20 protein-coding genes are annotated in these 23,047 nt (G+C 72.8%); 10 read left to right on the top strand and 10 right to left on the bottom strand.

The genetic code is table 11. The features are described from left to right. Positions 1 to 3 precede the first annotated feature (3 nt). Genes HUT06_RS04800 through HUT06_RS04825 form a run of 6 tightly spaced genes read right to left on the bottom strand, consistent with a single transcriptional unit; the run spans position 4 to position 5,832 of the window. Positions 4 to 846 (bottom strand): fumarylacetoacetate hydrolase family protein, encoded by an 843-nt coding sequence (locus HUT06_RS04800; protein WP_176194587.1) that lies wholly within the window; start codon positions 844 to 846, stop codon positions 4 to 6. Continuing rightward, positions 846 to 1,697, bottom strand: a complete 852-nt coding sequence (locus tag HUT06_RS04805) for an alpha/beta fold hydrolase (protein ID WP_217711204.1) — start codon at positions 1,695 to 1,697, stop codon at positions 846 to 848. The genes HUT06_RS04800 and HUT06_RS04805 overlap by 1 nt, the downstream gene beginning before the upstream one ends. Beyond that, positions 1,694 to 2,869, bottom strand: a complete 1,176-nt coding sequence (locus HUT06_RS04810) for an acyl-CoA dehydrogenase family protein (RefSeq protein ID WP_176194589.1) — start codon at positions 2,867 to 2,869, stop codon at positions 1,694 to 1,696. Before HUT06_RS04810 ends, HUT06_RS04805 begins: the two co-directional genes overlap by 4 nt. Positions 2,870 to 2,897: 28 nt before the next feature. Further along, entirely contained in the window at positions 2,898 to 3,743 is an 846-nt protein-coding gene (locus tag HUT06_RS04815; protein WP_176194590.1) for an alpha/beta fold hydrolase, read from the bottom strand. Further along, entirely contained in the window at positions 3,740 to 4,660 is a 921-nt protein-coding gene (locus HUT06_RS04820) for a VOC family protein (RefSeq protein ID WP_176194591.1), read from the bottom strand. Before HUT06_RS04820 ends, HUT06_RS04815 begins: the two co-directional genes overlap by 4 nt. Continuing rightward, positions 4,657 to 5,832, bottom strand: coding sequence for an acyl-CoA dehydrogenase (locus tag HUT06_RS04825; protein WP_176194592.1), 1,176 nt, complete (start codon positions 5,830 to 5,832; stop codon positions 4,657 to 4,659). The genes HUT06_RS04820 and HUT06_RS04825 overlap by 4 nt, the downstream gene beginning before the upstream one ends. 203 nt (positions 5,833 to 6,035) lie before the next feature. Here HUT06_RS04825 and HUT06_RS04830 point away from each other — a divergent pair, with 203 nt between their 5' ends. Genes HUT06_RS04830 through HUT06_RS04860 form a run of 7 tightly spaced genes read left to right on the top strand, consistent with a single transcriptional unit; the run spans position 6,036 to position 13,448 of the window. Next, a complete protein-coding gene (locus tag HUT06_RS04830; RefSeq protein ID WP_176194593.1) occupies positions 6,036 to 7,043 on the top strand; it encodes an oxaloacetate decarboxylase in 1,008 nt (335 codons plus the stop codon). Next, positions 7,040 to 8,449, top strand: coding sequence for an FAD-dependent oxidoreductase (locus HUT06_RS04835; RefSeq protein ID WP_176194594.1), 1,410 nt, complete (start codon positions 7,040 to 7,042; stop codon positions 8,447 to 8,449). The genes HUT06_RS04830 and HUT06_RS04835 overlap by 4 nt, the downstream gene beginning before the upstream one ends. Beyond that, positions 8,443 to 9,216 carry an SDR family NAD(P)-dependent oxidoreductase gene (locus HUT06_RS04840; protein ID WP_176194595.1) on the top strand — a complete coding sequence of 258 codons (774 nt, stop codon included), beginning with the start codon at positions 8,443 to 8,445 and terminating at the stop codon, positions 9,214 to 9,216. Before HUT06_RS04835 ends, HUT06_RS04840 begins: the two co-directional genes overlap by 7 nt. Before the next feature lie 29 nt (positions 9,217 to 9,245). After that, positions 9,246 to 9,833, top strand: a complete 588-nt coding sequence (locus HUT06_RS04845) for a cysteine hydrolase family protein (RefSeq protein ID WP_176194596.1) — start codon at positions 9,246 to 9,248, stop codon at positions 9,831 to 9,833. A gap of 11 nt (positions 9,834 to 9,844) precedes the next feature. Then, positions 9,845 to 11,323: an FAD-dependent oxidoreductase gene (locus tag HUT06_RS04850; protein WP_176194597.1), complete on the top strand. Its 1,479-nt coding sequence runs from the start codon at positions 9,845 to 9,847 to the stop codon at positions 11,321 to 11,323. Next, positions 11,320 to 12,126, top strand: coding sequence for an aspartate/glutamate racemase family protein (locus HUT06_RS04855; protein ID WP_176194598.1), 807 nt, complete (start codon positions 11,320 to 11,322; stop codon positions 12,124 to 12,126). The genes HUT06_RS04850 and HUT06_RS04855 overlap by 4 nt, the downstream gene beginning before the upstream one ends. Continuing rightward, positions 12,123 to 13,448: an FAD-binding protein gene (locus HUT06_RS04860; RefSeq protein ID WP_217711205.1), complete on the top strand. Its 1,326-nt coding sequence runs from the start codon at positions 12,123 to 12,125 to the stop codon at positions 13,446 to 13,448. Before HUT06_RS04855 ends, HUT06_RS04860 begins: the two co-directional genes overlap by 4 nt. Here the strand turns inward: HUT06_RS04860 and HUT06_RS04865 are convergent. Next, positions 13,436 to 15,574 (bottom strand): N-acetylmuramoyl-L-alanine amidase, encoded by a 2,139-nt coding sequence (locus tag HUT06_RS04865; protein ID WP_176194599.1) that lies wholly within the window; start codon positions 15,572 to 15,574, stop codon positions 13,436 to 13,438. The genes HUT06_RS04860 and HUT06_RS04865 overlap by 13 nt on opposite strands. 196 nt (positions 15,575 to 15,770) lie before the next feature. Continuing rightward, positions 15,771 to 17,012, bottom strand: coding sequence for an oxygenase MpaB family protein (locus tag HUT06_RS04870; protein WP_176194600.1), 1,242 nt, complete (start codon positions 17,010 to 17,012; stop codon positions 15,771 to 15,773). Between the two features lie 172 nt (positions 17,013 to 17,184). Here HUT06_RS04870 and HUT06_RS04875 point away from each other — a divergent pair, with 172 nt between their 5' ends. Next, positions 17,185 to 17,877: a TetR/AcrR family transcriptional regulator gene (locus tag HUT06_RS04875; protein ID WP_254714984.1), complete on the top strand. Its 693-nt coding sequence runs from the start codon at positions 17,185 to 17,187 to the stop codon at positions 17,875 to 17,877. Here HUT06_RS04875 and HUT06_RS04880 read toward each other — a convergent pair. Then, on the bottom strand, positions 17,874 to 19,259 hold the full coding sequence (locus tag HUT06_RS04880) for a radical SAM protein (protein WP_176194601.1): 1,386 nt from the start codon (positions 19,257 to 19,259) through the stop codon (positions 17,874 to 17,876). The genes HUT06_RS04875 and HUT06_RS04880 overlap by 4 nt on opposite strands. 181 nt (positions 19,260 to 19,440) lie before the next feature. Here HUT06_RS04880 and HUT06_RS04885 point away from each other — a divergent pair, with 181 nt between their 5' ends. After that, entirely contained in the window at positions 19,441 to 20,199 is a 759-nt protein-coding gene (locus HUT06_RS04885) for a hypothetical protein (protein ID WP_176194602.1), read from the top strand. Between the two features lie 116 nt (positions 20,200 to 20,315). After that, positions 20,316 to 21,779, top strand: a complete 1,464-nt coding sequence (locus HUT06_RS04890; RefSeq protein WP_176194603.1) for a serine/threonine-protein kinase — start codon at positions 20,316 to 20,318, stop codon at positions 21,777 to 21,779. Here HUT06_RS04890 and HUT06_RS04895 read toward each other — a convergent pair. Continuing rightward, complete coding sequence (locus HUT06_RS04895) at positions 21,763 to 23,043, bottom strand: RNA polymerase sigma factor (protein ID WP_176194604.1); 1,281 nt, start codon at positions 23,041 to 23,043, stop codon at positions 21,763 to 21,765. The two genes, HUT06_RS04890 and HUT06_RS04895, sit on opposite strands and share 17 nt — an antisense overlap. Positions 23,044 to 23,047: the final 4 nt, after the last annotated feature.

Below are 23,047 nucleotides of genomic sequence, written 5' to 3' on the forward strand. Positions count from 1 at the left end.
GAGTTAGCGGAAGGTGTGCTCCATCTCGCCGATGCCCTCCACCCAGGTGCGCAACGTCTCCCCGGAGCGCAGGAAGCGCTGGGGGGTGCGGCCGAGGCCGACGCCGTCCGGGGTGCCGGTGAAGATGACGTCGCCGGGGTGCAGGGTGAGGACCTCCGACAGCTTCGCGATCGTGCGCGGGATCGAGAAGATCAGCTTGGACGTGCGGCCGTCCTGCACCGTCTCGCCGTCGATCGAGCAGCCGAGCGCGAGGTCGTCGCGGTCGGGGATCTCGTCGAGGGTGACGAGCCAGGGGCCGATCGGCGCGAAGCCCGGGTACGACTTGGCGAACCCGAACTGCGGGGCCTCGCCGGTGAACTGGAGGATCCGCTCGGAGAGGTCCTGGCCGACCGTGAGGCCGGCGACGTGGTCCCAGGCCCGGTCGGCGGAGACCCGGTGCGCCGGGCGGCCGATGACCGCGACGACCTCGACCTCCCAGTCGGTGTGGCCGCCGTCCGGCAGGCCGATCTCGCCGTAGGGGCCGGTGATGGACGACGCGAACTTCGTGAAGACCGGCGGCAGGTCCGTCGGCGGCTCGAAGCCGGTCTCCGCGGCGTGGTCGGCGTAGTTCAGCCCGATCGCGACCACCTGCGATGGGGTGGGGGCGGGGGAGCCGAGGTGGAGGCGGTCGATCTCGACGTCCGGTGCCGGGGTGGCGGTTGCCGCCCAGGCCGTGAACTCGTCCCACCGGTCGTAGAGGCTCTGCGGGTCCGGGCCGAAGCGTCCGGCGGACGCCGTCTCGATGTCCGCGGTCTTGCCGTCGGAGACGACGAGCACGGCCCGGCCCGCGTGGTTGGCGAGGCGCATCAGATCTCTCCGCCGATCAGGCCCAGGAGGAGCTTCTCGAAGGTCTCGGGGTGCTCGATCTGGGTCCAGTGGCCGCACCGGCCGATGACGTAGAGGTCGGCGTTCGGGAGCTTGTCGGCGAAGTACTTGCTCGCGTCCACCGGGATGATCCGGTCGTCGCGGCCATGGACGCACAGCACGTCGTGGGTGATGGGCGCGAGGTCTTCGGGTGTGAAGAAGCGGCGCGTCCCGTTCGGGTCGAACGATGCCTCGTGGGAGCGGCGGACGTCCTCGCGGTTCACGTACGCCATCCGCTCGGCCACGACGCGGTCGATGGTGCCGCGCATGGGTTCGAGGTCGTACACGAACTCGGTCAGCAGCCCCTTGAGGGACTCGGCGCTCGGGCTCGCGTAAAACTCGCGGAGGTGCTTCAGGCCGGGGCTGACCGGCATGTTCGGCGCGCCGCCGCTGCCCATCAGGAGGATCTTGCCGACGAGGGCAGGACGGGCCAGCGTCATCAGGAGGGCGAGCTGCCCGCCCATCGAGTTGCCGACCAGGTGGACCTTCTCCAGGCCGAGCTCGTCCACCAGGGCCAGCAGCGCCTCGGCGCGCAGGTCGTTGAACGGGCCCATGCCGCGCGGCGCGTCGAGCGGGTGCGAGGAGTCGCCGAAGCCGATCTGGTCGGGGGCGAGGCACCAGAACCGGTCGCCGAGGTCGGCGATGATCCGCTCCCAGTTGGACAGCCCGGTCGCGCCGGGCCCGGAGCCGTGCAGGAACAGCAGGGCCTCGGGTCCGCGCTCGCCGGTCTCGTGCAGCCGGAAGGTCAGCTCCCCGCCCCGCACCTCGACGGCGACGTCAGAAGAGGTGATCACAGATGCACCGCCGCGAGCTTCTCGGCGCCGAGGTGGCGGCCGCCCCACGCCTTGGCGAGCGGGTCGTCGAACAGGAACGCGTGGCTGCCGGCCGCGACCGCGTCCTGGAACTTCTTCTGCAGCGGGTGGTCGAGGAACGCGGAGCGGCCCGAGGAGACCCGCATCAGCGCCTGGACGGTGTCGAGCGCCGCGTTCGCCGACCGGGCGACGTCCCACCGCCAGAACGCGCGCTGCTCCAGCGACGGGATCTCGGCGCGCTCGGCGGCCTCCATCAGCTCCGTCGCGGTCCGCTTCACCTTGAGGACGGCGGCGTCGAGCTGCCAGGCGGCCTCGGCGAGATGGTTCTGGACGACGGGCTCCTCGCGGAGCAGCTGGCCGTAGTTGGTGCGGCGGCCCCGCGTCTCGGTGACCCACTGGTCGTAGAAGCCGAGGCAGGCGCCGAGCGCCCCCGCCGCGATGATCAGGTTGAAGGTCACCGCCCACGGCGTCCGGTACAGCGCGGCGTCGTTGCGCTCCTGGCCGGGCAGCGGGATGCCGAGGCCGTGCGTGTAGTAGACGTGCGACTGGCCGCGGTGCTCGGGGACGAAGACGCCGTCCACCACGATGTCGTCGGAGCCGGTCCCGCGCAGGCCCGCGACGTTCCAGGTCTCCTCGATGCGGTAGTCGGCGGCATCCAGGATGACGGAGGTGAAGTCGGGGTACTCCGTGCCGTTGACCTCGCGGGTTCCGGCGATGCCGCCGAGGATGACGCCGGAGCAGATGCCGCTGCCGGACGAAAACGACCAGCGGCCCGACACCCGGTACCCGCCCGGCACCTTCTCGATCTTGCCCGTCGGGGTGTAGGACGAGGCGATCTTGCGCGCCGGGTCGGCGCCCCAGATCTCCTCCTGCGTCTCCTCGGGGAACAGGGCGATCTGCCACGGGTGGACGCCGACGACGGAGGCGACCCAGCCGGCGGACGCCGACGCCCGGCCGATCTCGATCACCGTCTCGGCGTACTCGGCGAGGTGGGCCTCGCCGCCGCCCCAGCGGGCGGGCTGGAGCGCGCGCAGCACCCCGATCCCGTCGAGCGCCGCGACCGCCTCGGGGGTGAGGCGCCCCTGCTCGGCGCTCGGCGCGTCCGCGGCGGCGAGGGCGTCCGCGGCGGCCCGCGCCTTCTCGATCATGCTCATGGTGGTGGTTCCGTCCTGGGATGTCATGTCAGAGACCGCTGCCGACGAAGGTCCGCACGATCGCCTGGAAGCGGGCGGCCTGCTCGATCTGGGTCCAGTGGCCGCACTTGTCGATGACGTAGAGGTCGGCCTGCGGCAGGTGGTCGGCCAGGTAGTAGCTGCATTCGATCGGCACGATGACGTCCTGGCGGCCGTGCACGACCAGGGCCGGCTTGTCGATCTTCGCGAGGTCCTCGGGCGTGAAGGCGAGCATCTCGGGGCCGAACATGGCCCGGTGCCCCGCCTCGATCGAGGGCCGTTGCACCATCGGCATCCGCTCGGCCGCGACCTTCTCGACCGTGTCGCCGAACGCGCTCTTGTCGTGGACGAACTGGATCAGCAGGTCCGCCATCGCCTCGACGGTCGGGTCGTCGAAGTAGGTGATCAGCTTGATCAGCTCGGGGGTCGGCTCCAGGCCCGGCATGCCGCCGGAGCCCATCAGCACGATCCCGGCGACGAGGTCGGGCCGGAGCTGGGCGATGCGCAGCGAGTACATGCCGCCCATCGAGTTGCCGACGAGCACGACCTTCTCCAGGCCGAGCGCGTCCACCAGCTCGAACAGCGCGTCGATGCGGACCTCGGCCTGCGCCGTGAAGCCCTGCGGCTGCGGGTCCGGGTGGCTGGAGTCGCCGAAGCCGAGGATGTCGGGCGCGACGCAGTGGTAGGTGTCGCCGAGCCCCTCGATGACCTCCCGCCAGTTGGACGCGGCGGTCACGCCGGGCCCGGAGCCGTGCAGGAACAGCAGCGCGGGCGCGCCCGGCGTGCCGGTCTGGTTGACGCGCAGGTGCCGGCCGCCGCCGATCGCGACGTCCTCGACGCGGATCGTGGCGCTCATTCGTCCGCCCCCTCGCCGACCGTGCGGAAGATCCCGGGCGGGCCGTCCAGGTACGCCTGGGAGCGGTGGTGGCCCCAGATGGACGGCAGGTCGTGGTTGCCCGCGACCCACGTGAGGTCGTCCACGGTGATGCCGCCGTGCCCGTACTCGATCTGCATCGAGGACGGCGTCTGCACGTAGATGGACGTCATCAGGTCGTTGGTGTGCCGCCCGAGCGACAGCAGGATCTCCCGCTCCGGGTCGGCGGTGAACAGGTCGATCGCCGTGCCGAGGTCGTCGAACGACTCGACCTCCAGCATCAGGTGGTTGATGCCGGTCATGCCGGGGATCTCGGCGACCGCGAGGGAGTGGTGGCGGCCGTTGCAGTGGTAGAAGCGCAGGTTGAAGATGTCGCTCTTCACCCGGTCCGACAGCCGGAAGCCGAGCGTGTCGGCGTAGAACGCGTCGGCCTTCGCCAGGTCGGGGACGATCAGCACGATGTGCCCGAGCCCGAGGTCGCCGGTGACGAACCGGCCGCGCATGGGACGTCCGGGGAAGAACGAGTTCGGCTGGGAGTACTGGCCCCACACCAGCTCGTGCCGGTTGCCGAACGGGTCGGCGAACCAGTACAGCTCGGCGACCTGGCGCTCCTCGACCTCGTCGGCGCCGCCGTCGTGCACCTCGACGCCCTTGCCGCGCAGCTCGGCGACGTACGCGCGCAGGTCGGTCTCGTTGCCGCAGTCCCAGCCGGCGTAGCGCAGCTCGTCCCGCTCGGCCGGATGGACGGCGATGCGGTACCCCTTGTCGTCGACCTTGACGCGGACGGCGCCGTCCGGGCCGTCCTCGGCGACGACCGCGCCGAGGAGCCGGGTGGCGTAGTCCCGCCACTCCGCCGCCTTCGGCGACGCGATCCCCAGGTAGGCGAGTTGCGAAATCACAGCATGACCTCCGGTGCGGACGAGTCGAGGAGGGCGGCGCCGTAGTACTGGCCGACGCCGTCGGAGACGAGGAACGCGTGGCCGAGTTCGGCGATGACGTCCTGGTAGAGGCGGTGCAGCGGGTGGTCGACGAAGACGGTGCGGCCGGAGGCGACGCGCATCAGCTTGTTGATCGCGAAGCCGGTCTCCTGGCAGCCCTTGGTGATGTTCCAGCGCAGCCGGGCCCGCTGCCGCTTGTCCAGGAACACGCCGGCCTCGGCGGCCTCGGTGATCGTGTCGATCGCGTCGTACATCTTCATGACGGCCGCGTCGTGCACCCACTCGGCCTCGGCCAGGTGCATCTGCATCAGCGGGTCGTCGGCGTAGGTGCCGCCCCAGTTCGCCTTGCGGACGGCGGTGTCGGACGTCCAGTCGTCCAGGACGCGGCGGGCGAGGCCGAGCATCGGCGCGACGAGGACGAGGTTGAACATGACCGCCCACGGCACCTTGTAGAGCGTGGAGGGGTTGGCCTCCATGCCGGGCGCGGGACGGTCGGGGTTGTACTCGTAGAGCGGGCTGGACAGGAAGCGCCGCGCGGGGATGAACGCGTCCGCGACGACGATGTCCTTGCTGCCGGTGCCGCGCGAGCCGCCGACGTGCCAGGTGTCCTCGATGGCGTACTGGTCGCGGTGCAGCAGCGCGGACCCGTAGTTCGGCACCTCGACGCCCGGCGCGACCTCGACCTTCCCGGCGAAGCCGCCGAGGATGACGCCCTGCGCGTGGTCGCAGCCGGAGGAGAACGACCAGCGGCCGGAGACGCGGTAGCCGCCGTCCACCGGCTCGATCTTGCCGGTCGGGGCGTAGGACGAGGAGGCGTTCCAGTCGGGGTCGGACTCCCAGACCTCGGCCTGCGTCTCCTCGGGGAAGAGGGCGATCTGCCACGGGTGCGAGCCCATCACGCCGGCGACCCAGCCCGCCGAGGGCGCGATCCGGCCGAGCTCGTAGACGCTCGTCAGGTGCTCGCGGAGGGACAGTTCGGCGCCGCCCCAGCGCTTGGGCTGGAGGCCGCGCATGAGGCCGGTCTCCTGCATGTGCGTGAAGGCGCGGCCGGTCAGCGAACGCTGCGCGGCCGACAGGTCCTCCTCGGCGCGAAACTCCGGCTCCAGCCGGCGGACCTCGTCCAGGACGGTCATCGGCGTCAGTTCCTTCGATAGGGGAGAGCGCGGGGGGCGTGACCCGCATCTCTGTAACACTCACTACATGGAACCGTAGAACGCTTACTCCGGGGAAGGCAAGTGCCCCGGCGTAGATCTCCTGCTCCAAGTGCGGGTTGCGTTCCGTGGGTGACTGGTGTCACGGTTAAGCTCTGTAGTAATCACTACATGGAGGAGTTTTCGTGCCGCATACGCCGCCCTGGGAGCCGGGCCTGCTGTCGTCGCTGACCGGTGTCGGGCCCGGCCCGACCGCGCGCGGCAAGCGGGCCGCGCTGCGCGCCGCACTGGCCGCCGCCACGCCCGCCGCGCCGGGTGCGGCCATGCCCGCTGCGGCGGGTGCGGTGATCGAGCCGCTGGTGCTGCCGGGCGCGACCGACGCGCTCGGCGCCCGGCTCGTCGAGGAGGCCGGCTTCGCCGCCGTCTACGCGACCGGCGCCGGGCTCGCCAACGCCGGGTACGGGCTCCCCGACATCGGGCTGGTGTCGCAGGCCGAGGTCGCCGACCACGCCGGACGGCTCGCGGAGGCCACCCGCATCCCGCTGATCTGCGACGCCGACACCGGCTACGGCGGGCCGCTGTCGGCGATGCGGACCGTCCGGCTGCTGGAGCGCGTCGGGGTCGCGGGCCTCCAACTGGAGGACCAGGAGATGCCCAAGCGGTGCGGGCATTTCGACGCGCACACGCTGATCCCGTCCGGGCACATGCAGACCAAGATCGCGGCGGCGTGCGAGGCGCGGGAGGACGATGGGCTCGTCATCATCGCCCGGACGGACGCCCGCTCCGCGTACGGCATCGACGAGGCGATCGAGCGGGGCCGCGCCTACGCCGAGGCGGGCGCCGACGCGCTGTTCATCGAGGCGCCCCGGACGGTCGAGGAGCTGGAGCTGGTCGGCCGCGAACTGGCCGGGGTCCCGCTGCTCGTCAACGTCGTCGAGGGCGGCAAGACCCCGCAGCTGGACGTGGCGGAGTACGCCCGCCTGGGCTTCGGCATCGTGCTGTTCGCCAACTACCTGATGCGCTCGATGCACCTCGCGGGCCGGGAGGCGCTCGCGCACCTGCGGGAGCACGGCGAGACCGCGTCCCGGGCCGGCCGGATGGCCACCTGGTCGCAGCGCCAGGAGCTGTTCAACCTGCCGGCGTTCAGCGCCGCCGAGAGCGCGCTCGACCGGGAGTACGGGAGTTTCGAGTGAGCGTCCTCCCGGGTCTGCCCGTTGAGACCGGTGAGCCGCCCGAGCGGGTCGGTGTTCTCGTCCTCGGCGCGGGCCTCGCCGGGTGCGCGGCGCTGCTGGCCGCCGCCGAGGCCGGGCAGTACGCGCTGCTGCTGGAGAAGACCGGCGAGATCGGCGGCTCCACCGTGAAGTCCGCGGGCCTGTCCGCCTTCGCCGGGACGGACGAGCAGGCCGAGCAGGGCATCGCCGACTCCGTCGACCTGCTCCGCAACGACCTCCTCGACGTCGGCAGGCACCGCAACGACCCGGCGCTGGTCGACCTGTACTGCGAGCACCAGCTGGAGACGTACCGCTGGCTGAAGGAGCACGGCGTCCGGTACGGCGAGATCCATGCCGCGTCGGGGCAGTCGGTGCCGCGCAGCCACCCGTCCGACACCACCCGGATGCTGGAGCGGCTGCTCAAGGCGGCCGGTGAGCTGGGCGCGCGGATCATGCTGGACGCCCCGGCCGACCGGCTGCTGCACGACGGCTCCCGGGTGACCGGCGTCCGGCTCGCCGGCGGCCGGGAGATCCTGGCGGACGCGGTCGTCCTCGCCACGGGCGGCTTCTCGATGAACCCGGACCTGCTCGCCACGTTCGCGCCGCAGATGGAGCACGCGCTGCGGCAGGGCGGCGAGGGGAACCAGGGCGACGGCCTGAAGATGGCGATGGCGCTCGGCGCCGGAGTGCGCGACACCCCGTACATCAAGGGCACCTACGGGCATTTCCACGTCGAGCATCCGGACGAGGACGGCACCGGCATCCTCGCCGTCTACAAGGGCGCCATCGCCGTCAACCGCGAGGGCCGCCGGTTCGTGGACGAGTCGCGCAACTACAAGGAGATCGGCGACGCCGCGCTCGCCCAGCCCGGCGTGACGACCTGGCAGGTGTTCGACGCCCGGACGATGGCGCTCGCCAACGACGAGGTGCCGATCTACGAGTTCGCGGGCCGTGAGCGCGCCGGGATGCTGCTCAAGGCCGGCACGATCGCCGGGCTGGAGGCCGAGATCGGCCTCCCCGAGGGCTCGCTGCGGCGGACCGTCGCCGAGTACAACGCCGCCATCGCGTCCGGCGGCCCCGACCCGTTCGGCCGGGCCCACATGTCGGGCGGGGTCGGCGCGCCGACGCCGCTCGACCGGCCGCCGTTCTACGCGCACCCGTCCGGGACGGTCGTCCTCGCGACGTACTGCGGGCTGACCGTCGACACCCGGATGCGGGTCCTCGACTGGTGGGGCGAGCCGATCGGGCGGCTGTACGCGGCGGGCGAGATCACCGGCGGCTTCCACGGTGCGGGCTACATGACCGGCACCTCCATCGGCAAGGCGGGCGTGTTCGGCCGGATCGCCGGGCGGGGCGCCGCGAGCGAGGAGAGTGAGATCGAGTGGTGACGCCGTCCTTCGACCTGACCGGGCAGGTCGCCGTGGTGGTCGGTGCCGCCGCGGGCGGCCTCGGAGAGCGCGCGGCGCGGGCGCTGGCGGACGCGGGCGCGACGGTCGCCGTCGCCGACCTCGCGTCGCGGGCCGATGACCTCGCCGAGACGGCGCGGGCCTGCGGCGCCGCGAGCACGCACGAGGTGGACGTCACCGACGAGGCGTCCGTCGCCGCCCTGATCGAGGCCGTCACCACCGGGCATGGCGGGCTGGACGTCGTGGTGAACGCCGCCGGTGTCATGCTGCGCAAGCCCTACGACGAGACGTCGGTCGAGGAGTTCGAGCGGGTCGTCCGGGTCAACCTCACCGGGACCTGGCTGGTCGGACGCGAGGCCGGCAAGGCCCTCACCCGCCAGGGGCGCGGCGGCCGCATCGTCAACCTCACGACCGTCTACGCCGAGCGCGTCGGGCCCGTCCCGGAGTCGGCGTACTACTCGTCCAAGGCGGGCGTCGTGAACGTGACCCGGGCGCTGGCCGCCGAACTCGGCCCGCACGGCGTCAACGTCAACTGCCTCGCCCCCGGCGTCTTCTACCCCACCCAGATGACGGCCCCGCTCGGCGACGACCCCGACCGGCTCCGCTGGTTCGGCGAGCGCACGATGCTCGGCCGCCTCGGCGACCCCGCCACCGACTTCGCCGGCCCCCTGCTCCTGCTCGCGAGCCCCGCCGCCGCGTACATGACCGGCCAGGTCGTGTACGTCGACGGCGGCTGGTCCGCCTGGTAGCCCGACACACCCTCTAAGGAGACTCTTCGATGACCGCCGCCAAGAAGGCCCTGCTCATGCTCGACTACCAGGTCGCGCTCTGCGAGGAAGGGCCGCACCTGCGGATGCCGCCGCTCGCCGCGCAGATCGCCGAGCGCGGTGTGCTCGCGACCGCCGAGCGCGTGCTGGCCGCCGCCCGCGCCGCCGGGACGCTCGTCGTCCACGTGCGGCTGGCGTTCGACCCGTCCTACAAGCTGCGCACCAACCGGCTCCCGCGCTTCGACCCCTACGAGGAGCAGCGCGCGATGCTCGCCGACTCGCCGGAGGCACAGATCGTCAAGGCGCTCGCGCCGGTCGCCGGGGAGCCCGTGGTCGACAAGGGCTGCGTGGACCCGTTCGTCGGGACGGCCCTGCGCGACGTCCTCGCCGCCGAAGGGGTGACGGAGGTCGTCCTCGGCGGTGTCGCGACGAACCTGGTCGTGGAGTCGGCGGCGCGGCACGCTTCCGACTCCGGCCTCCAGGTGACCGTCGTCGAGGACATGTGCGCCTCGTTCCGCCCCGACTTCCACGAGTTCTCCGTGGCGAACATGCTGCCGCTGTTCGGCACGGTGACCACCTCCGCCGACCTGCGGTTCTGAAGGGGCGCGGCATGACCGAACCAACCCACCGGTACGACGTCGTCGTGGTCGGCGGCGGCGTCGCCGGGCTGTCGGCCGCCGTCGCGGCGGCCGAGGGCGGCGCCCGCGTCGCGGTCCTCGAACGTTCCACGGAGGCCGAGACCGGCGGCAACACCCGCCACACCGAGGCGTTCCTGCGGATGAAGTCGCTGGACGAGGTCGCCGACGGCTTCGAGGACGCCCTCGTGGACGACTTCATGGGCCACCCGGACCCGTCCATCGTCAACGACGCGGCCCTCCCGGCGCGGCGGCAGAGCCCCCTCTACCGCGCCACCCACACCGTCGACCCCGACTACGTCGCGACGCTCGCGGAGCAGGCGCCGCCAACGCTGCGCTGGATGTCCGGGCACGGCGTCCGGTTCGACTTCATGCCGACGCCGTTCCTCACGCAGTCGACCACCCGGATGGCGCCGGTCGGCGGCGGGCTCGCCATCGTCGAGACGATGGGCAAGGCCGCGCGCGACCTCGGCGTGGAGTTCCACTTCGAGACCACGGCCCGCCGCCTCACCTTCTCCGGGGACGGCATCGACGGCGTGTTCGCGCACACCCCGTCCGGTCCGGCCGTGTTCGCGGGCGCGGTCGTCCTCGCCAGTGGCGGCTACCAGGGCAACTTCGAGCTGATGGCCCGCTACCACGGCGAGCGGGCGCTGACCTGCCGCCCGGTCGCCAAGGGCGGCAACTACAACAAGGGCGAGGGGCTGGAGATGGCGCTGGCGCTCGGCGCCGCCACCGCCGGGAACTTCGCGCTGTTCCACGCCGAGCCCGTCGACCCGCGCAGCGGCGAGCCGGAGGCGGCGGTCTTCTGCTTCCCCTACGGCGTGCTGGTCAACCGGGAGGGGCGGCGGTTCGCCGACGAGGCGCGCGGCACCGTCGACGCCTGGTACGAGCGGACGACCCGCGCCATCCAGGGCCAGACCGAGGGGATCGCCTGGGTGATCCTCGACCAGCGCGGGCTGGCCGTCCCGAACCTGATGGCGGGGGTCCGCACCGACATCCCGCCCGTCAGCGCCGACACGATCGGGGAGCTGGCGCGGCGGTTGGAGCTGCCGGTCGCGGAGCTGGAGGCGACGATCGCCGCCTACAACGCGGCCTGCCCGCCCTCAGACGGGGTCGACCACACGCCCGCCTTCGACCACACACGGCCGGACGGCCTCGCGACCGGCGGGCTCGTCCCGCCCAAGTCGAACTGGGCGCGGCCCATCGCGGACGGGCCGTTCGCCGCCTACCCGATCATGGCGGCGAACGTGTTCAGCTTCGGCGGGCTCAAGACCACCTCCGCCGCCGAGGTCGTCGACCGCGACGGACGTCCCATGCCCGGCCTGTACGCGGCGGGGGAGCTGACCGGGCTGTACTACTCCAACTACACCGGCTCCACGTCCGTGCTGCGCGGCGCGACGTTCGGCCGGATCGCGGGTGCCAACGCGGCGGCCCGCAGGGCGGGGGCACGGTGACGCGGATCTGGCACCAGTCGTTCACGGTCCTGGACGACGTCCCGCACTACCGGGACGCGCTGGCCCGCCACCTGCGGTCGCAGGCGGCGCCCGGCACCGAGATCGACTTCCACGGGATGAAGCCGGGCACCTACCCGTCCGACTATCCGGGGACGCACATCGGCTACGCCTACCTCGCCGGGCTGCACCGCGAGCAGTTCGCGCACGCGGCGCTCCGCGCGCAGGACGAGGGCTACGACGCGTTCCTCATCGCGACGATCCCCGACACCGCGTACGAGGAGGTCCGGACGCTGGTCGACATCCCCGTCGTCGCGTTCGGCCAGACGTCGGTGCTGATGGCGGGCGCGCTCGGCGACCGCGTCGGGATCGTCAACTTCATCGGCGCCCTCGAACCGCAGCTGCGCCGCAACATGCGCAACTACCGGCTGGATCAGCTCGTCGGCCCGATCGTGCAGGTCGAGGCGGAGTTCACCGACGTGATGGCCGCGTACGCCGACCCGGAGCCGCTGCTGGACGCGTTCACCCGGGCCGCCCGCACGGCGATCGCGGACGGCGCGAACGTCATCGTCCCCGGCGAGGGGCCGCTCAACGTGTTCCTCGCCGACCAGGGCCTGTCACGCGTGGACGACGTGCCGGTGCTCGACTCGCTCGGCACGTGCGTGCGGGTCGCGGAGCTGCGCGCCGCGCAGTTCCGCGCGACCGGGCTCGCCCCCGCGCGCACCGGCTTCTACGGGGCCCGGCCGCCCCGCCCGCTGGTCGACGCCGCGCGCGACTTCTACGGCGTGAACGGGACCCTGGCGTGACCGGCTGGGACGCCGAGGTCGACGTCGCGATCGCGGGCGGCGGCGCCTGCGGCGTGATGACCGCCCTCCGCGCGGCGTGCGATCCCGGCCTGGTCGTCGCCGTGTTCGAGAAGTCGGCCCGCGAGGGGTGCAACGCCGCGATCTCGTCGGGCTCCCTCGCGGCGGGCGGCACCCGCTGGCAGGCCGCCGCCGGAGTGGACGACTCGCCGGAGCGGCACGCCGACGACATCCTGCGCGCGAGCGGCGACGAGGAATGGCGCCCGGTCGTGGAGGCGCTGTGCGCGGCGGCGCCGGAGTTCGTGGAGTGGATCGCGGAGACCGGCTACCCCGTCGAACTCGGCCTCGACATGCCGCGCGCCGGGATGACGGCCCGGCGACTGCACACCGACACCGGGCGGCTGGGCGGCGGGCGGCTCATGCGGCACCTGCGCGGCCTCCTCGAAGAGCACGACAACGTCGCCTTCGTGGACGAGGCCCCGGTCGTCGACCTCGTGTCGGACGGCGGCGAGGTCACCGGCGTCGTCGTCTCGCAGAACGGGTCACTGCAACGCGTCCGGGCCGGAACCGTCGTCCTGGCCGCCGACGGGTTCGCGGGCGGCCAGGCTCTGGTCAAGGAGCACATGCCCCATCTGGGGACGCCGTTCTACGGCGGCGTCTCCACCTCGACCGGCGACGCGCTGGGCTGGGCGCGGCGGCTCGGCGCGCAGGTGCGGAACATGGGCGCCGGACTGCGCTCCGGGCTCGTCGTCGTGGACCACGGCACGCGGGTGTCCCCGGCGCTGCCGTTCAACGGCGCGGTGCTGGTCAACCTCGACGGCGAGCGTTTCGTGGACGAGGAGTCCAAGGGCTACTCGTCCATGGCCGGGATCCTGCAGGGCCAGCCGGGCGAGCGCGCCGCGATGGTCTGGGACGCGACCGCGATGGCGGCCACCCGCGAGTCGGAGATGATGCGCGAATGCCTCGCCGCAGGGGCCGTCCATGACCGTCCCGCGATCGAGGACCTGGCCGCCTCGCTCGGCCGGACGGTCGCGGAGACCGAGCGCGCCCTGGCCCCGCTGCCGGGACGCCGCCGCCTCACCGCGCCCTACCACCTCGCCTGGGTCACCCACGGGCTGCTCGCCACCCAGGGCGGGCTCGTGATCGACCCGTCCGGCCGCGTCCTGGACGGCGCCGGCGCGCCGATCCCCGGCCTGTACGCGGGCGGCGGCACCGCCTGCGGACTGGCCGGGCCGCACTCCGACGGCTACCTCTCCGGCAACGGGCTGCTGTCCGCCTTCGGCATGGGCTGGATCATCGGCAACGGCCTCGCTCAGCGGAGGTAGACCATGCCGTCGATCCCGACCGTCGGCCGCCCGGACGTGCCCGCGACGACGATCTTGACGGTGTGCTTGCCGCTGGCGCTCCACGTGCGCGTCCACGTGATCTGCCGGTAGAGGGTGGACGACGAGCGGGTGTCCACCGTGGCGACCTTGGCGCCGTCCACGTAGACGTACACCGCGCCGAGGTTGGACGCCCGCTTGAAGATCAGGCCCGCGGCGCGGCCGGTGAACGTCCAGCTCGCGCTGGCGCCCTTGGAACTGCTGTAGAGGCCGCGACCGCCCAGGTAGGACGTGGTGGTCGTGGTCTTCCAGGTGCCGGTGCGGCGCGCGGCGCCCTCGTTGTAGTAGCCCGTGTAGCGGCTGAGGGCGGCGGTGCCGGTGTTGCCCGCGGCGTCCCCGGCGGTCAGCGACCACGACTGCGTCGCCGCCGCCTTCGAGGTCGCGGCCCAGCTCGTCGCGGTCGTGGGGAACGTCTTCGCGGACGGCGACGTGGCCTTCAACGAGCTGAGCAGCGCGTTGTCAGTGGCCTTCCAAGACAGCGTGACGGGGACCGCGCTGCCGTTGACCGTCGACTTGCGCAGCGCCAGCGCCATGGACGACACGACCGGCCGGGTCGTGTCGGCGACGACTGTGAAGACGGGCGAGGCAGAGGCGGTGCCGTCGGCGAAGGCGGCGTGCAATTGCACGCTGTGCGAACCCGGCTTGAGTGTGACCGTCGCAGACGACGCTCCGGCGGCGGGCTTGGCGACCGTCGCGCCGTCCACGCTGACGGTGTAGGTGGCGCCTTCAGCCGGCGTCCAGTTCAGGGTGGCCGTGCTCTTGGTGTAGTAGCGGCCCCCGGCGGCCTTGGCACCGGACACGGTGGCGGTCAGGGCCGGGACCGTGGCCTGCTTCGCGGCCGTCCGGATCGCGGGGAGCTTGGCGTAGAGCTGCTCGCCGGGGCACGCGGTCGCGAACCCGTCGCGATGGCCGGAGATCGTGTTGAACTCGACCTTCTGCCCGAACGGGTACTTGCCGCCCGAGCCGTCCGGGGCGGCCGAGGTCAGGACCGTCTTCGCGGTGGGGTCGACACCCGTCAGCCCCAGCTTCCACGCGGCGGTCTTGGCGACGCCGTCGAGGGTGGCCTTGGTCGGTGCCGCGCCGGGGGTGGTCGGGTCGGCGGCGGCGGTGTGGGTGCCGAGGACGGCGATCCCGGTGGTGTCGGTGTTGAACCCGTAGGTGTGGGCGCCGTGAACGGGACGCTCGACGCCGCCGGCCCGCCCCTCGTACACCGTGCCGCACTTGTCGACCAGGAAGTTGTAGCCGATGTCGTCCCAGCCCTGGCTCTTCACGTGGTACAGGAACACCGACCGGATCACCGAGGCCGACTCGGCGCAGGTGTAGTCGTTGCCCGTGTCGGTGTGGTGGACGAACACCGCCTTGACCGACGTGTCGTAGGTCGGCGGGTTCCGGACGATGGACTCGTCCGCGCCCCACCCGGCGCGCGCCACGATCGCCGGCTTCGGCGCCGTGACGGGCGCGGCGGCGGGCGCGTTGAGGGGCGTGGTGGCCGCGACCAGCTTCATGCCGGTGCCCGCGTCCGGTCCGGCGGCGCGGGGCGTGGGCGCGCCCGGGGACTGCGCCGTCCGGGCGCCCGGGTCGATGAGGTCGACGCGCAGGCCCTCGGGGAGCGTGCGGCCCTGCCCGGCCACGCGCACCTCGACGCCGTTGGACGGCCCGACCCACAGCCCGTTCGTGCCGCCGCGCCCGTCCTGCCCGCGGTCGGGGGCGTCGGCGAGCTCCGGCTCCAGGACGTGCCAGCCCGACCACGTGCCGGTGGCGGCGTCCCGCGTGCGGACCCGGACCGTCCCGCGCAGCTCCTCGCGCGGCCGGTCCCAGGTGACGCCGACGAGGCTGAACGGCTCCGTCGTCGCGGCGGGCAGCCCGGCGGTCTTCCCGCTGCGGGCGGTGGCGGCGCCGGCCAGTTCCCGGAGGCCGCGCGTGTGGACGCGTCCGGCGCCCGGCCCCTTGGCCGCGGCCGCCGTCGCGGCGGTCGGCTCGGGGGTCGAGTTCGCGGTGACCGTCCAGGTCACCGTGCCGGCCACCGCCACGGCGGCCGCCGACGCACCGATGATCGTCCGCTTGAGCATGCTTCTCCGTTCACGGCCGAGCCAGGGCTGCTGGGGGTCGGGCCATGATCAGGAAGCGCGCGACCGGGGTCAGTGTCACACATTCCTGAAGATTTCCTGAAAGCGGACACGCCCGGGGCCCGGAATCGGCGGATTCCGGGCCCCGGGCGTCCGGTGCGGTCGTCGGCCGGGTCGGGCCGGTCGGTGGCCGGGCCGGTCAGTAGTTCGGGTTGTTGGTCGTGGGGATCTGGATGCTGATCGGGTAGTTGGCCCCGGACAGCACGAACAGCACGGTCTGGCGGATGATCTCGTCGAAGGCCCAGTAGACCGTGCGCAGTTCCTTGGGCGCGTCCGTGATGTCGAGGATGCCCTCGCGGACGGACACGAACGCCGGCCAGAGGTTCTCGAAGATCGGGTCCCACAGCGGTTCCCGCGGGATCTTCAGCCAGCCGGCGATCTCGTCGCCGAGCACGTAGCGGGTCAGCGCGCCGAGGATCGGCTTCGACAGGATGCCGAGGTCGATGAAGGACGCCAGGTTGAGCAGCATGTCGGCGAGCTTGATGCCCTCCGGCGTGGGCGCGAGGATCGGGTCGAGCACCTGCGCGGCCTGGGAGTTCGCCTCGTCCCACGACGAGGGGATGTACTCGTCCATGATGCCGAGCATGTGCGCGGTGAGCTGCCAGGAGTGCAGGAAGGCCGCGGACTCGTCGGCCGGGATCGGCACCTTCCATTTGGTCAGCTGCTTCATGACCGTGGTGGGCAGGCTGTGCCAGGTGACCATCATGTCCGCCTGGCTGATCGGGATCTCCTCGTCGGCGACCTTGTTCCAGTACGCCGACTTCGGCAGCAGGTACCGGACGCCCGAGTGGGCCAGCCGGGTCTTCACGCAGGTCACGATCATCTCGCCGTCGGGCTCGAAGGCCTTCTCGGTGCCGACGTCGTAGCCGAGCTTGGCGGTCTTGGTGATGCGGTCGCGCATGTCCGCGCCGCCCTTGGAGTAGTAGACCGCGCGCGCCTCCCTCGGGATCGCCGTGCTCATCATCCCGCTGGCGAAGCCGTAGGTGACGCCGAGGTACAGCCCGCGCTTCTCGTTGAACTCGAACGCCTTCGCCAGCTTGCCCCGGTCCGTCCAGGACGGGAGCCGCCGGGCGCGCTCGATGAAGTCCTTCAGGTCGGCGGGCAGGCCCTTCGGCAGCGTCTGGCCGTTCTTCGTCCAGGTCTTCAGCAGCTTGTTGACCTCGGGAACCGCGCCCGCCTCCTGCAGGGAGGCGACCAGCTCATCGCTCTCGGGGTCCCATACCCACCGCGGGTCGGCGCCCTTGCCGGCGCCCGCGACCGATCCCTTCGGCGACCACGTCCACAGTGGCGCCGCCTGCGCGGGGGACGCCACGCTCAGCGCGCCGAGCGCGCCCAGCGTCCCGCCCGCCATCAACACATGGCGTCTGGTGGGAGTCTCCATGCCTTCGCTCCTCCTCGGGGTGAGAGCGCCGCGAGGATACGCTGAAACATGGCCCGTCTCCGTGTATCATCGCGACAGCGCCAATGAGAACACACGTGTGTCGGTCGCCACAAGACCCTCCGTGACGGAAGGCGGGGATTGCGGCAGAATCGGATCGTCTCTGGAGGAGATCGTGGATTCTGAGTTGTCCTCTCTCATGACGTCCTCGGGCGAACATGAATCGCTGATCGAACGCGCCTACACCGACGCCGTCGAACAGGTCGACGAGAGGGACGCGACCCGCGCCCGGGTCCTCGACGCGGCCTACGAGCAGTTCTCCCGAATGGGCATCCAGCGCTCCACGATGGAGGACGTGGCCCGGCGGGCCGGCGTTTCCCGCATCACCGTCTACCGGCGGTTCGTGACGAAGGACGCGCTCGTCGAGCATGTGGTGCGGCGGGAGTACCGCCGCTACTTCGACCAGTTCCTGGTCGACATCCAGCAGGCCGAGACCGCGGCCGACCGGGTCGTGCTCGGGTTCGTCAGCTCGCTGCGCGCCATCCGCCGCAACCCGCTGATCGGCGGGCTGATGGCCAGCGAGCCGGACCTCGTCGTCCCGTCCATGATCAGCGACGGCGGGCGGACGGTCGCCACCGTGCGGGAGTTCGTCGCGGGCCAGCTCCGCCGCGAGCAGCGCGCCGGCACCGTGGCCGACGGCCTGGACATCGACCACGTCGCCGAGATGATGGTCCGGATCTCCGCGTCCTTCCTGGCCATCCCGAGCCGCCTCATCGACCTCGACGACGACGAGCAGCTCGCCGCGCTGGCCCGGCGGTTCCTCGTCCCGATGCTCGACCCGCCGCCGCGGCGGCTCGACGACCCCTAGGCCGCCGTCCGGCGGGACGGGCGCGTCCCGAAGCCCGACAGCGTCGCCTCCAGCAGCGGCAGCGCGCGGCCCGCCCGCTTCGCCCGGATGACCAGGTCCCAGACGGGCTCGAACTTCTTCCACCCGGCCGCGTAGGCGGCGTGCCGGGCCTTGCCGCGCAGCGTCGGCTTCGTCGCGGCGCCGCGCATGATCGAGCCCCAGCGGTAGAAGTCGCGGTAGGCGCGCCAGTAGCCGTCCTCAAGCTGCCGCGCGGTCATCTTCGCGGGTTCGAAGACGACCGTCCGGGTGTCGTACCGGTCCCAGTCGGAATGGAGGAGCCGGCCGGCGGCCGCCATGCGGTCGTAAAGGCGCGTCCCCGGATAAGGGGTCAGAATGTGGAAGGTCGCCGTCTCGATTCCCTGCCCGACCGCCCATTCCACCGTGCGGTCGAAGACGGCGGGATCGTCCTCGTCCATCCCGAACACGAAACTGCCGTTCACCATCACGCCGCTGTCGTGCAGCCGGCGGACGACCGCGCCGTAGTCGCGGTCGATGTTCTGCCATTTGCGCTGCTCGGTCAGGTTCCCGGCGTTGACGGTCTCGAAGCCGACGAACAGGCTGCGCAGCCCCGACTCGGCCGCCTTCTCCAGCAGCCCCGGGCGCAGCACCGCCTGCACCGTCCCGGCCGCCTGCCAGAGCCGCCCCATCCCGCGCATCCCGTCGAACAGCGCGGTCGCGAACCGGGCGTTGCCGAACAGGTGGTCGTCCAGGAAGTACAGGTGCCGGCCCGGCAGCCGGTCGATCTCCGCGAGCGCCGCGTCCACGGTCTGCGTGTAGAACGACTTGCCGCCCTCGAAGAACGCCTCCTTGTAGCAGAAGTCGCACACGTGCGGGCAGCCGCGCGACACCACGATCGAGTTCGGCACCAGGTACCGCTCGCGGGCGATCAGGTCGCGGCGGACCGGCGGCAGCCCCGCGAGCGTCCGCTCGGACGAGGCGTACCGGGGCGCCGGGCGCCCGGCGCGCAAGTCGGCGAGGAACCGCGGCCAGGTGTCCTCGCCGGGGCCGAGGAAGATCGTGTCCGCGTGCCGGGCGGCCTCGTCCGGCAGCGAGGTGACGTGCAGCCCGCCGAGGCAGACGTGCGCGCCCCGCGCGCGGTAGTGGTCGGCCAGCTCGTAGGCGCGGCGCGCCGAGGTGATGTAGACCTGGATCACCACGAGCTCGGGCTCGTCCGAGAGGTCGACCTTCTGCACGTGCTCGTCGGTCACCGTCACCTCGTCGTCCGGGCCGAGGTAGCCGGCGAGCGTGGCCAGGCCGAGCGGCGGGAACAGCGAGTACTTGATCGGGCGGAAGAACGGCGAGGTCGCCTCGGTCAGGGCGGGCAGGATCATCTTGACGCGCATGCTTCATTGGACGCCGCCGGGCCGCTCCGGTGGCGGCGGTCCTGTGCCGATCGTGTGGAGATGCCGTGGCGGCGAACTGTCGGCGCGGAACTGTCGGCGCGGAACTGTCGGCGGCCTCTTCTAGAGTCCCCAGCACACGCGGGGGCGGGCGCCTCCGCTCCGCAGGCGGGTGAGGAGTGGCATGGGAGCGAAGACGTCGCTGCTGGGGTTCGCGGACGGCGACATACGGCCGCTGCTCGCGCGGGCGCGGCACTCGGACCGGGCCGCCGCCGAGGAACTGGTCCGGCGCGTCCACCCCGGGTACGCGGTCGAGGCCTACGAGGACGGCACGCTCGACGACACCTACCCGCCCGACGACGTGACCTACGCCGCCGCGCTCCCCGGAGCCGACGTGGTCATCGACCACAGGATCGGCGGCGACTACCCGTCGGCGCTGCCCGAGCACCTGCTCAAGCTCGGCGCGGGGCGCAGGATCGTCATGCACGCGATGCACTCGGTCGTCGACTGGCTGGCGTTCGCCATCTGGGAGGACGGGAAGCTGGTGCGCTCGCTCAGCCTCTCCCCGGACAGCGGGATCCTGGAGAACATCGGCGAACCGCTCGACTTCGAACGGCCCTACTGGGCGGGCGAGCATCCCGTCGACCCCGATCCGGTCATGTCGGACGACGAGCCGTACCCGCTGCCGTTCCACCCCCTGGAGATGGGCGAGGACGCCCTGCGCGCCCTGTTCGGCTTCATCGTCGAGGGCCGTCCGGAGCCCGGCGACGTGGAGCCGGGGGACGTCCACATGCACGGGTTCCGGGTGACCGACCCGACCGGCCGCGAGCAGGCCGAGCGGGAGGCCGCCTACGCCGAGGCGATCGCGAACATGGGGGAACCCAGGATCTTCACGCTGGGCCCGGACGGGACGATGCGAGAGACCAGCTTCGACGACCTCTGACCGGTCACGCCCTGCCGTCCGGCGGTCGCGGGGCGCATGGCCGAAGCGGGCCCGTTCTGGAAGTATCGGAGTCAGTCGAACAGACAGCAACGTTCTTCTGACAAGGAGCCCGCTGGATGGAGCCTCTGCGGCCGGACGACCCGCGCCGGGCCGGACCCTACCGGATCGAGCGGCGGCTGGGGGGCGGCGGCATGGGCCGCGTCTACCTGGGGCGCTCGCGGGGCGGCCGCCCGGTCGCGGTGAAGCTGGTGCGGCCCGAACTCGCCGACGACGCCGGGTTCCGGGGACGGTTCGCGCGGGAGGTCGAGGCCGTCCGCCGGGTCGGCGGGTTCTACGCCGCACAGGTCGTCGACGCCGCCCCGGACGACGACCCGCCCTGGCTCGTCACCGCCTACATTCCGGGGCCGTCCCTGCACCAGGCCGTCGAGGCGCACGGCCCGCTGCCCGCGGAGACGGTCGCCGTCATGGGCGCGGGCCTCGCCGAGGGGCTGTCCGCGATCCACGCGTGCGAACTGGTGCACCGCGATCTGAAGCCGTCCAACGTGATCCTCGCGCAGGACGGGCCGCGCGTCATCGACTTCGGCATCAGCCGCGCGCTGGACGCCACGTCCCACACCCTGGCGGTCGTCGGCACCCCCGGCTTCATGTCGCCCGAGCAGGCGCGCGGCCACGCGATCGGCCCGCCGAGCGACGTGTTCTCGTTCGCCTGCGTGCTGGCGTACGCCGCCACCGGCCGCGGCCCGTTCGGCACCGGCCCCGCCGAGGCGATCATCTACCGCATCGTGCACGACGAGCCCGACCTGACCGGCCTGCCCGCCGGCCTCGCCGACCTGGTGGGCCGCTGCCTGGCCAAGGATCCCGACGCCCGGCCCGGCCTGGACGACATCCTCGAAGAACTCGCCGACACCGCGCAGACCACGTCCCGCTGGCTGCCCGAACCGGTCGAGACGATGGTCACCGAACGCCTCTCGCCGCCGAGCACCCCGCCTCCGAGTACCCCGCCTCCGGCCACCCCGCCTCCGGCCACCGCGTCCCCGACCGCTCCGCCGCCGGCCGCCGCTCCGCCGGTTTCCCCGCCGCCGACCGCTCCGCCGCCGGTGATCACCGCGAGCCCGCCCGTCCCGGCCGCGCGCCCCCACGCCGGCACGGCGAACGCCGCGACGGCGCTGGCCATGCTCTGCCTGCCGCCGATCCTGCTCATGATCTACCAGGCCGTCGTCATGCTCGCGCACTCCCACCACTTCGACTGGTTCGAGATGATGATCATCGGCAACCTGCTGATCGCCGTGGCCGAGGGCGGGCTGCTCGTGTGGGGCGCGCTGCTGCTGGCCCAGGGCAGGGCGGCCGGGCGGTGGATGATCGCGGCGACCGGCGGCGCGGTGTCCCTGCACGGCCTGGCCGCCGTCGCGCAGTTCTTCCTGACGGGCGGCGACCCGTCGGACGTCTCTCCCTCCATCGTCCTGATGATGTTCGGCGCGGCTCCGCTGCTGACCGTCGCGGGCGCCGGCGCCGCGCTCATGGCCGCCGTCCCGCCCACCGGCCACTGGTGCCGCGGCGCGGCGGTCAGCCGAGGCTGGTGAGCTTGCGCTCCAGGTGGGCCCGCTGCCGTTCGCTGGCGCACAACCCGATCGCCCGCTCCAGTTCGGTGCGGGCCTCGCCCGTCCGGCCCAGCCGGACGAGCAGTTCGCCGCGGACGGTCGGCAGCAGGTGCGAGTCGGCGAGCTTCCCGGCGGCCGCCAGGCCGTCCACGATCGGCAGCGCGGCCCCCGGCCCCTGGGCCATGGACACCGCCACCGCCCGGTTCAGCTCGACCACCGGGGACGGGGCGAGCCGCCCGAGCGCCTCGTACAGCAGGACGATCCGCTCCCAGTCCGTCGCCGCGACCGACGGGGCCGCGGCGTGGCATTCGGCGATCCCGGCCTGGAGGCCGTAGGCGCCGAGGCCGCGGCCGATCCGCCCGGCGCGGGCCAGGGCGGACCGCCCCCGGGCGATCGCGCCCCGGTCCCAGAGCGTGCGGTCCTGGTCTTCGAGCAGGACGGCCTCGCCGTCCGGGCCGGTGCGGGCCGGGAAGCGCGCCGCCGTCAGCTCCAGCAGCGCCAGCAGCCCGTGGACCTCCGGCTCGTCCGGCATCAGCCGGCCCAGCACGCGGGCGAGGCGGCGCGCCTCGCCCGCGAGGTCCGTGCGGACCACGGCGCCGCCGGAGCTGGCCGTGGACCCCTCGGTGAAGATCAGGTAGACGACGTTCAGCACCGAGCCGAGCCGCTCCCGGCGCTGCCGGGCCGGCGGCACCTCGAACGGCACCCGGGCCGCCCCGAGCGTCTTCTTCGCCCGGGTGATCCTGGCCTGCACGGTCGCGGTCGGGACGAGGAACGCCGTGGCGATCTCGTCGCTGGTCAGACCGCCGATGACGCGCAGCGTGAGCGCCACCCGCGCCTCCCGGGACAGCACCGGGTGGCAGGAGACGAACATCAGCGCGAGGACGTCGTCGTCGATCCGGTCCGGGTCCCACAGGACGTCCCCGGCGTCCGGGTCGGCGGGCGCGCCCCCGGCGGCGGCCCCGCCCTCGCCCAGGTCGCGGGCGAGGGCGGCGTACCGCTCGTCGAGGGCGGACCGCCGGCGGAAGGCGTCGATCGCGCGGCGCCTGGCCACGGTGAGCAGCCAGCCCGCCGGCTGCCGGGGCACGCCGTCGCGGGGCCAGGTCACGAGCGCCTCGGCGAGGGCCTCCTGGGCGAGGTCCTCGGCGAGGGCGAAGTCGCCGGTGTAGCGGGCCAGCGCGCCGACGATCCGCGCGGACTCGGTCCGCCACACGGCGGCGACGGCCTCCCGGCCGGTCGGCTCGGTCATGATC

Origin of the sequence: Actinomadura sp. NAK00032 (assembly GCF_013364275.1) — a bacterium.
Lineage (GTDB): Bacteria > Actinomycetota > Actinomycetes > Streptosporangiales > Streptosporangiaceae > Spirillospora.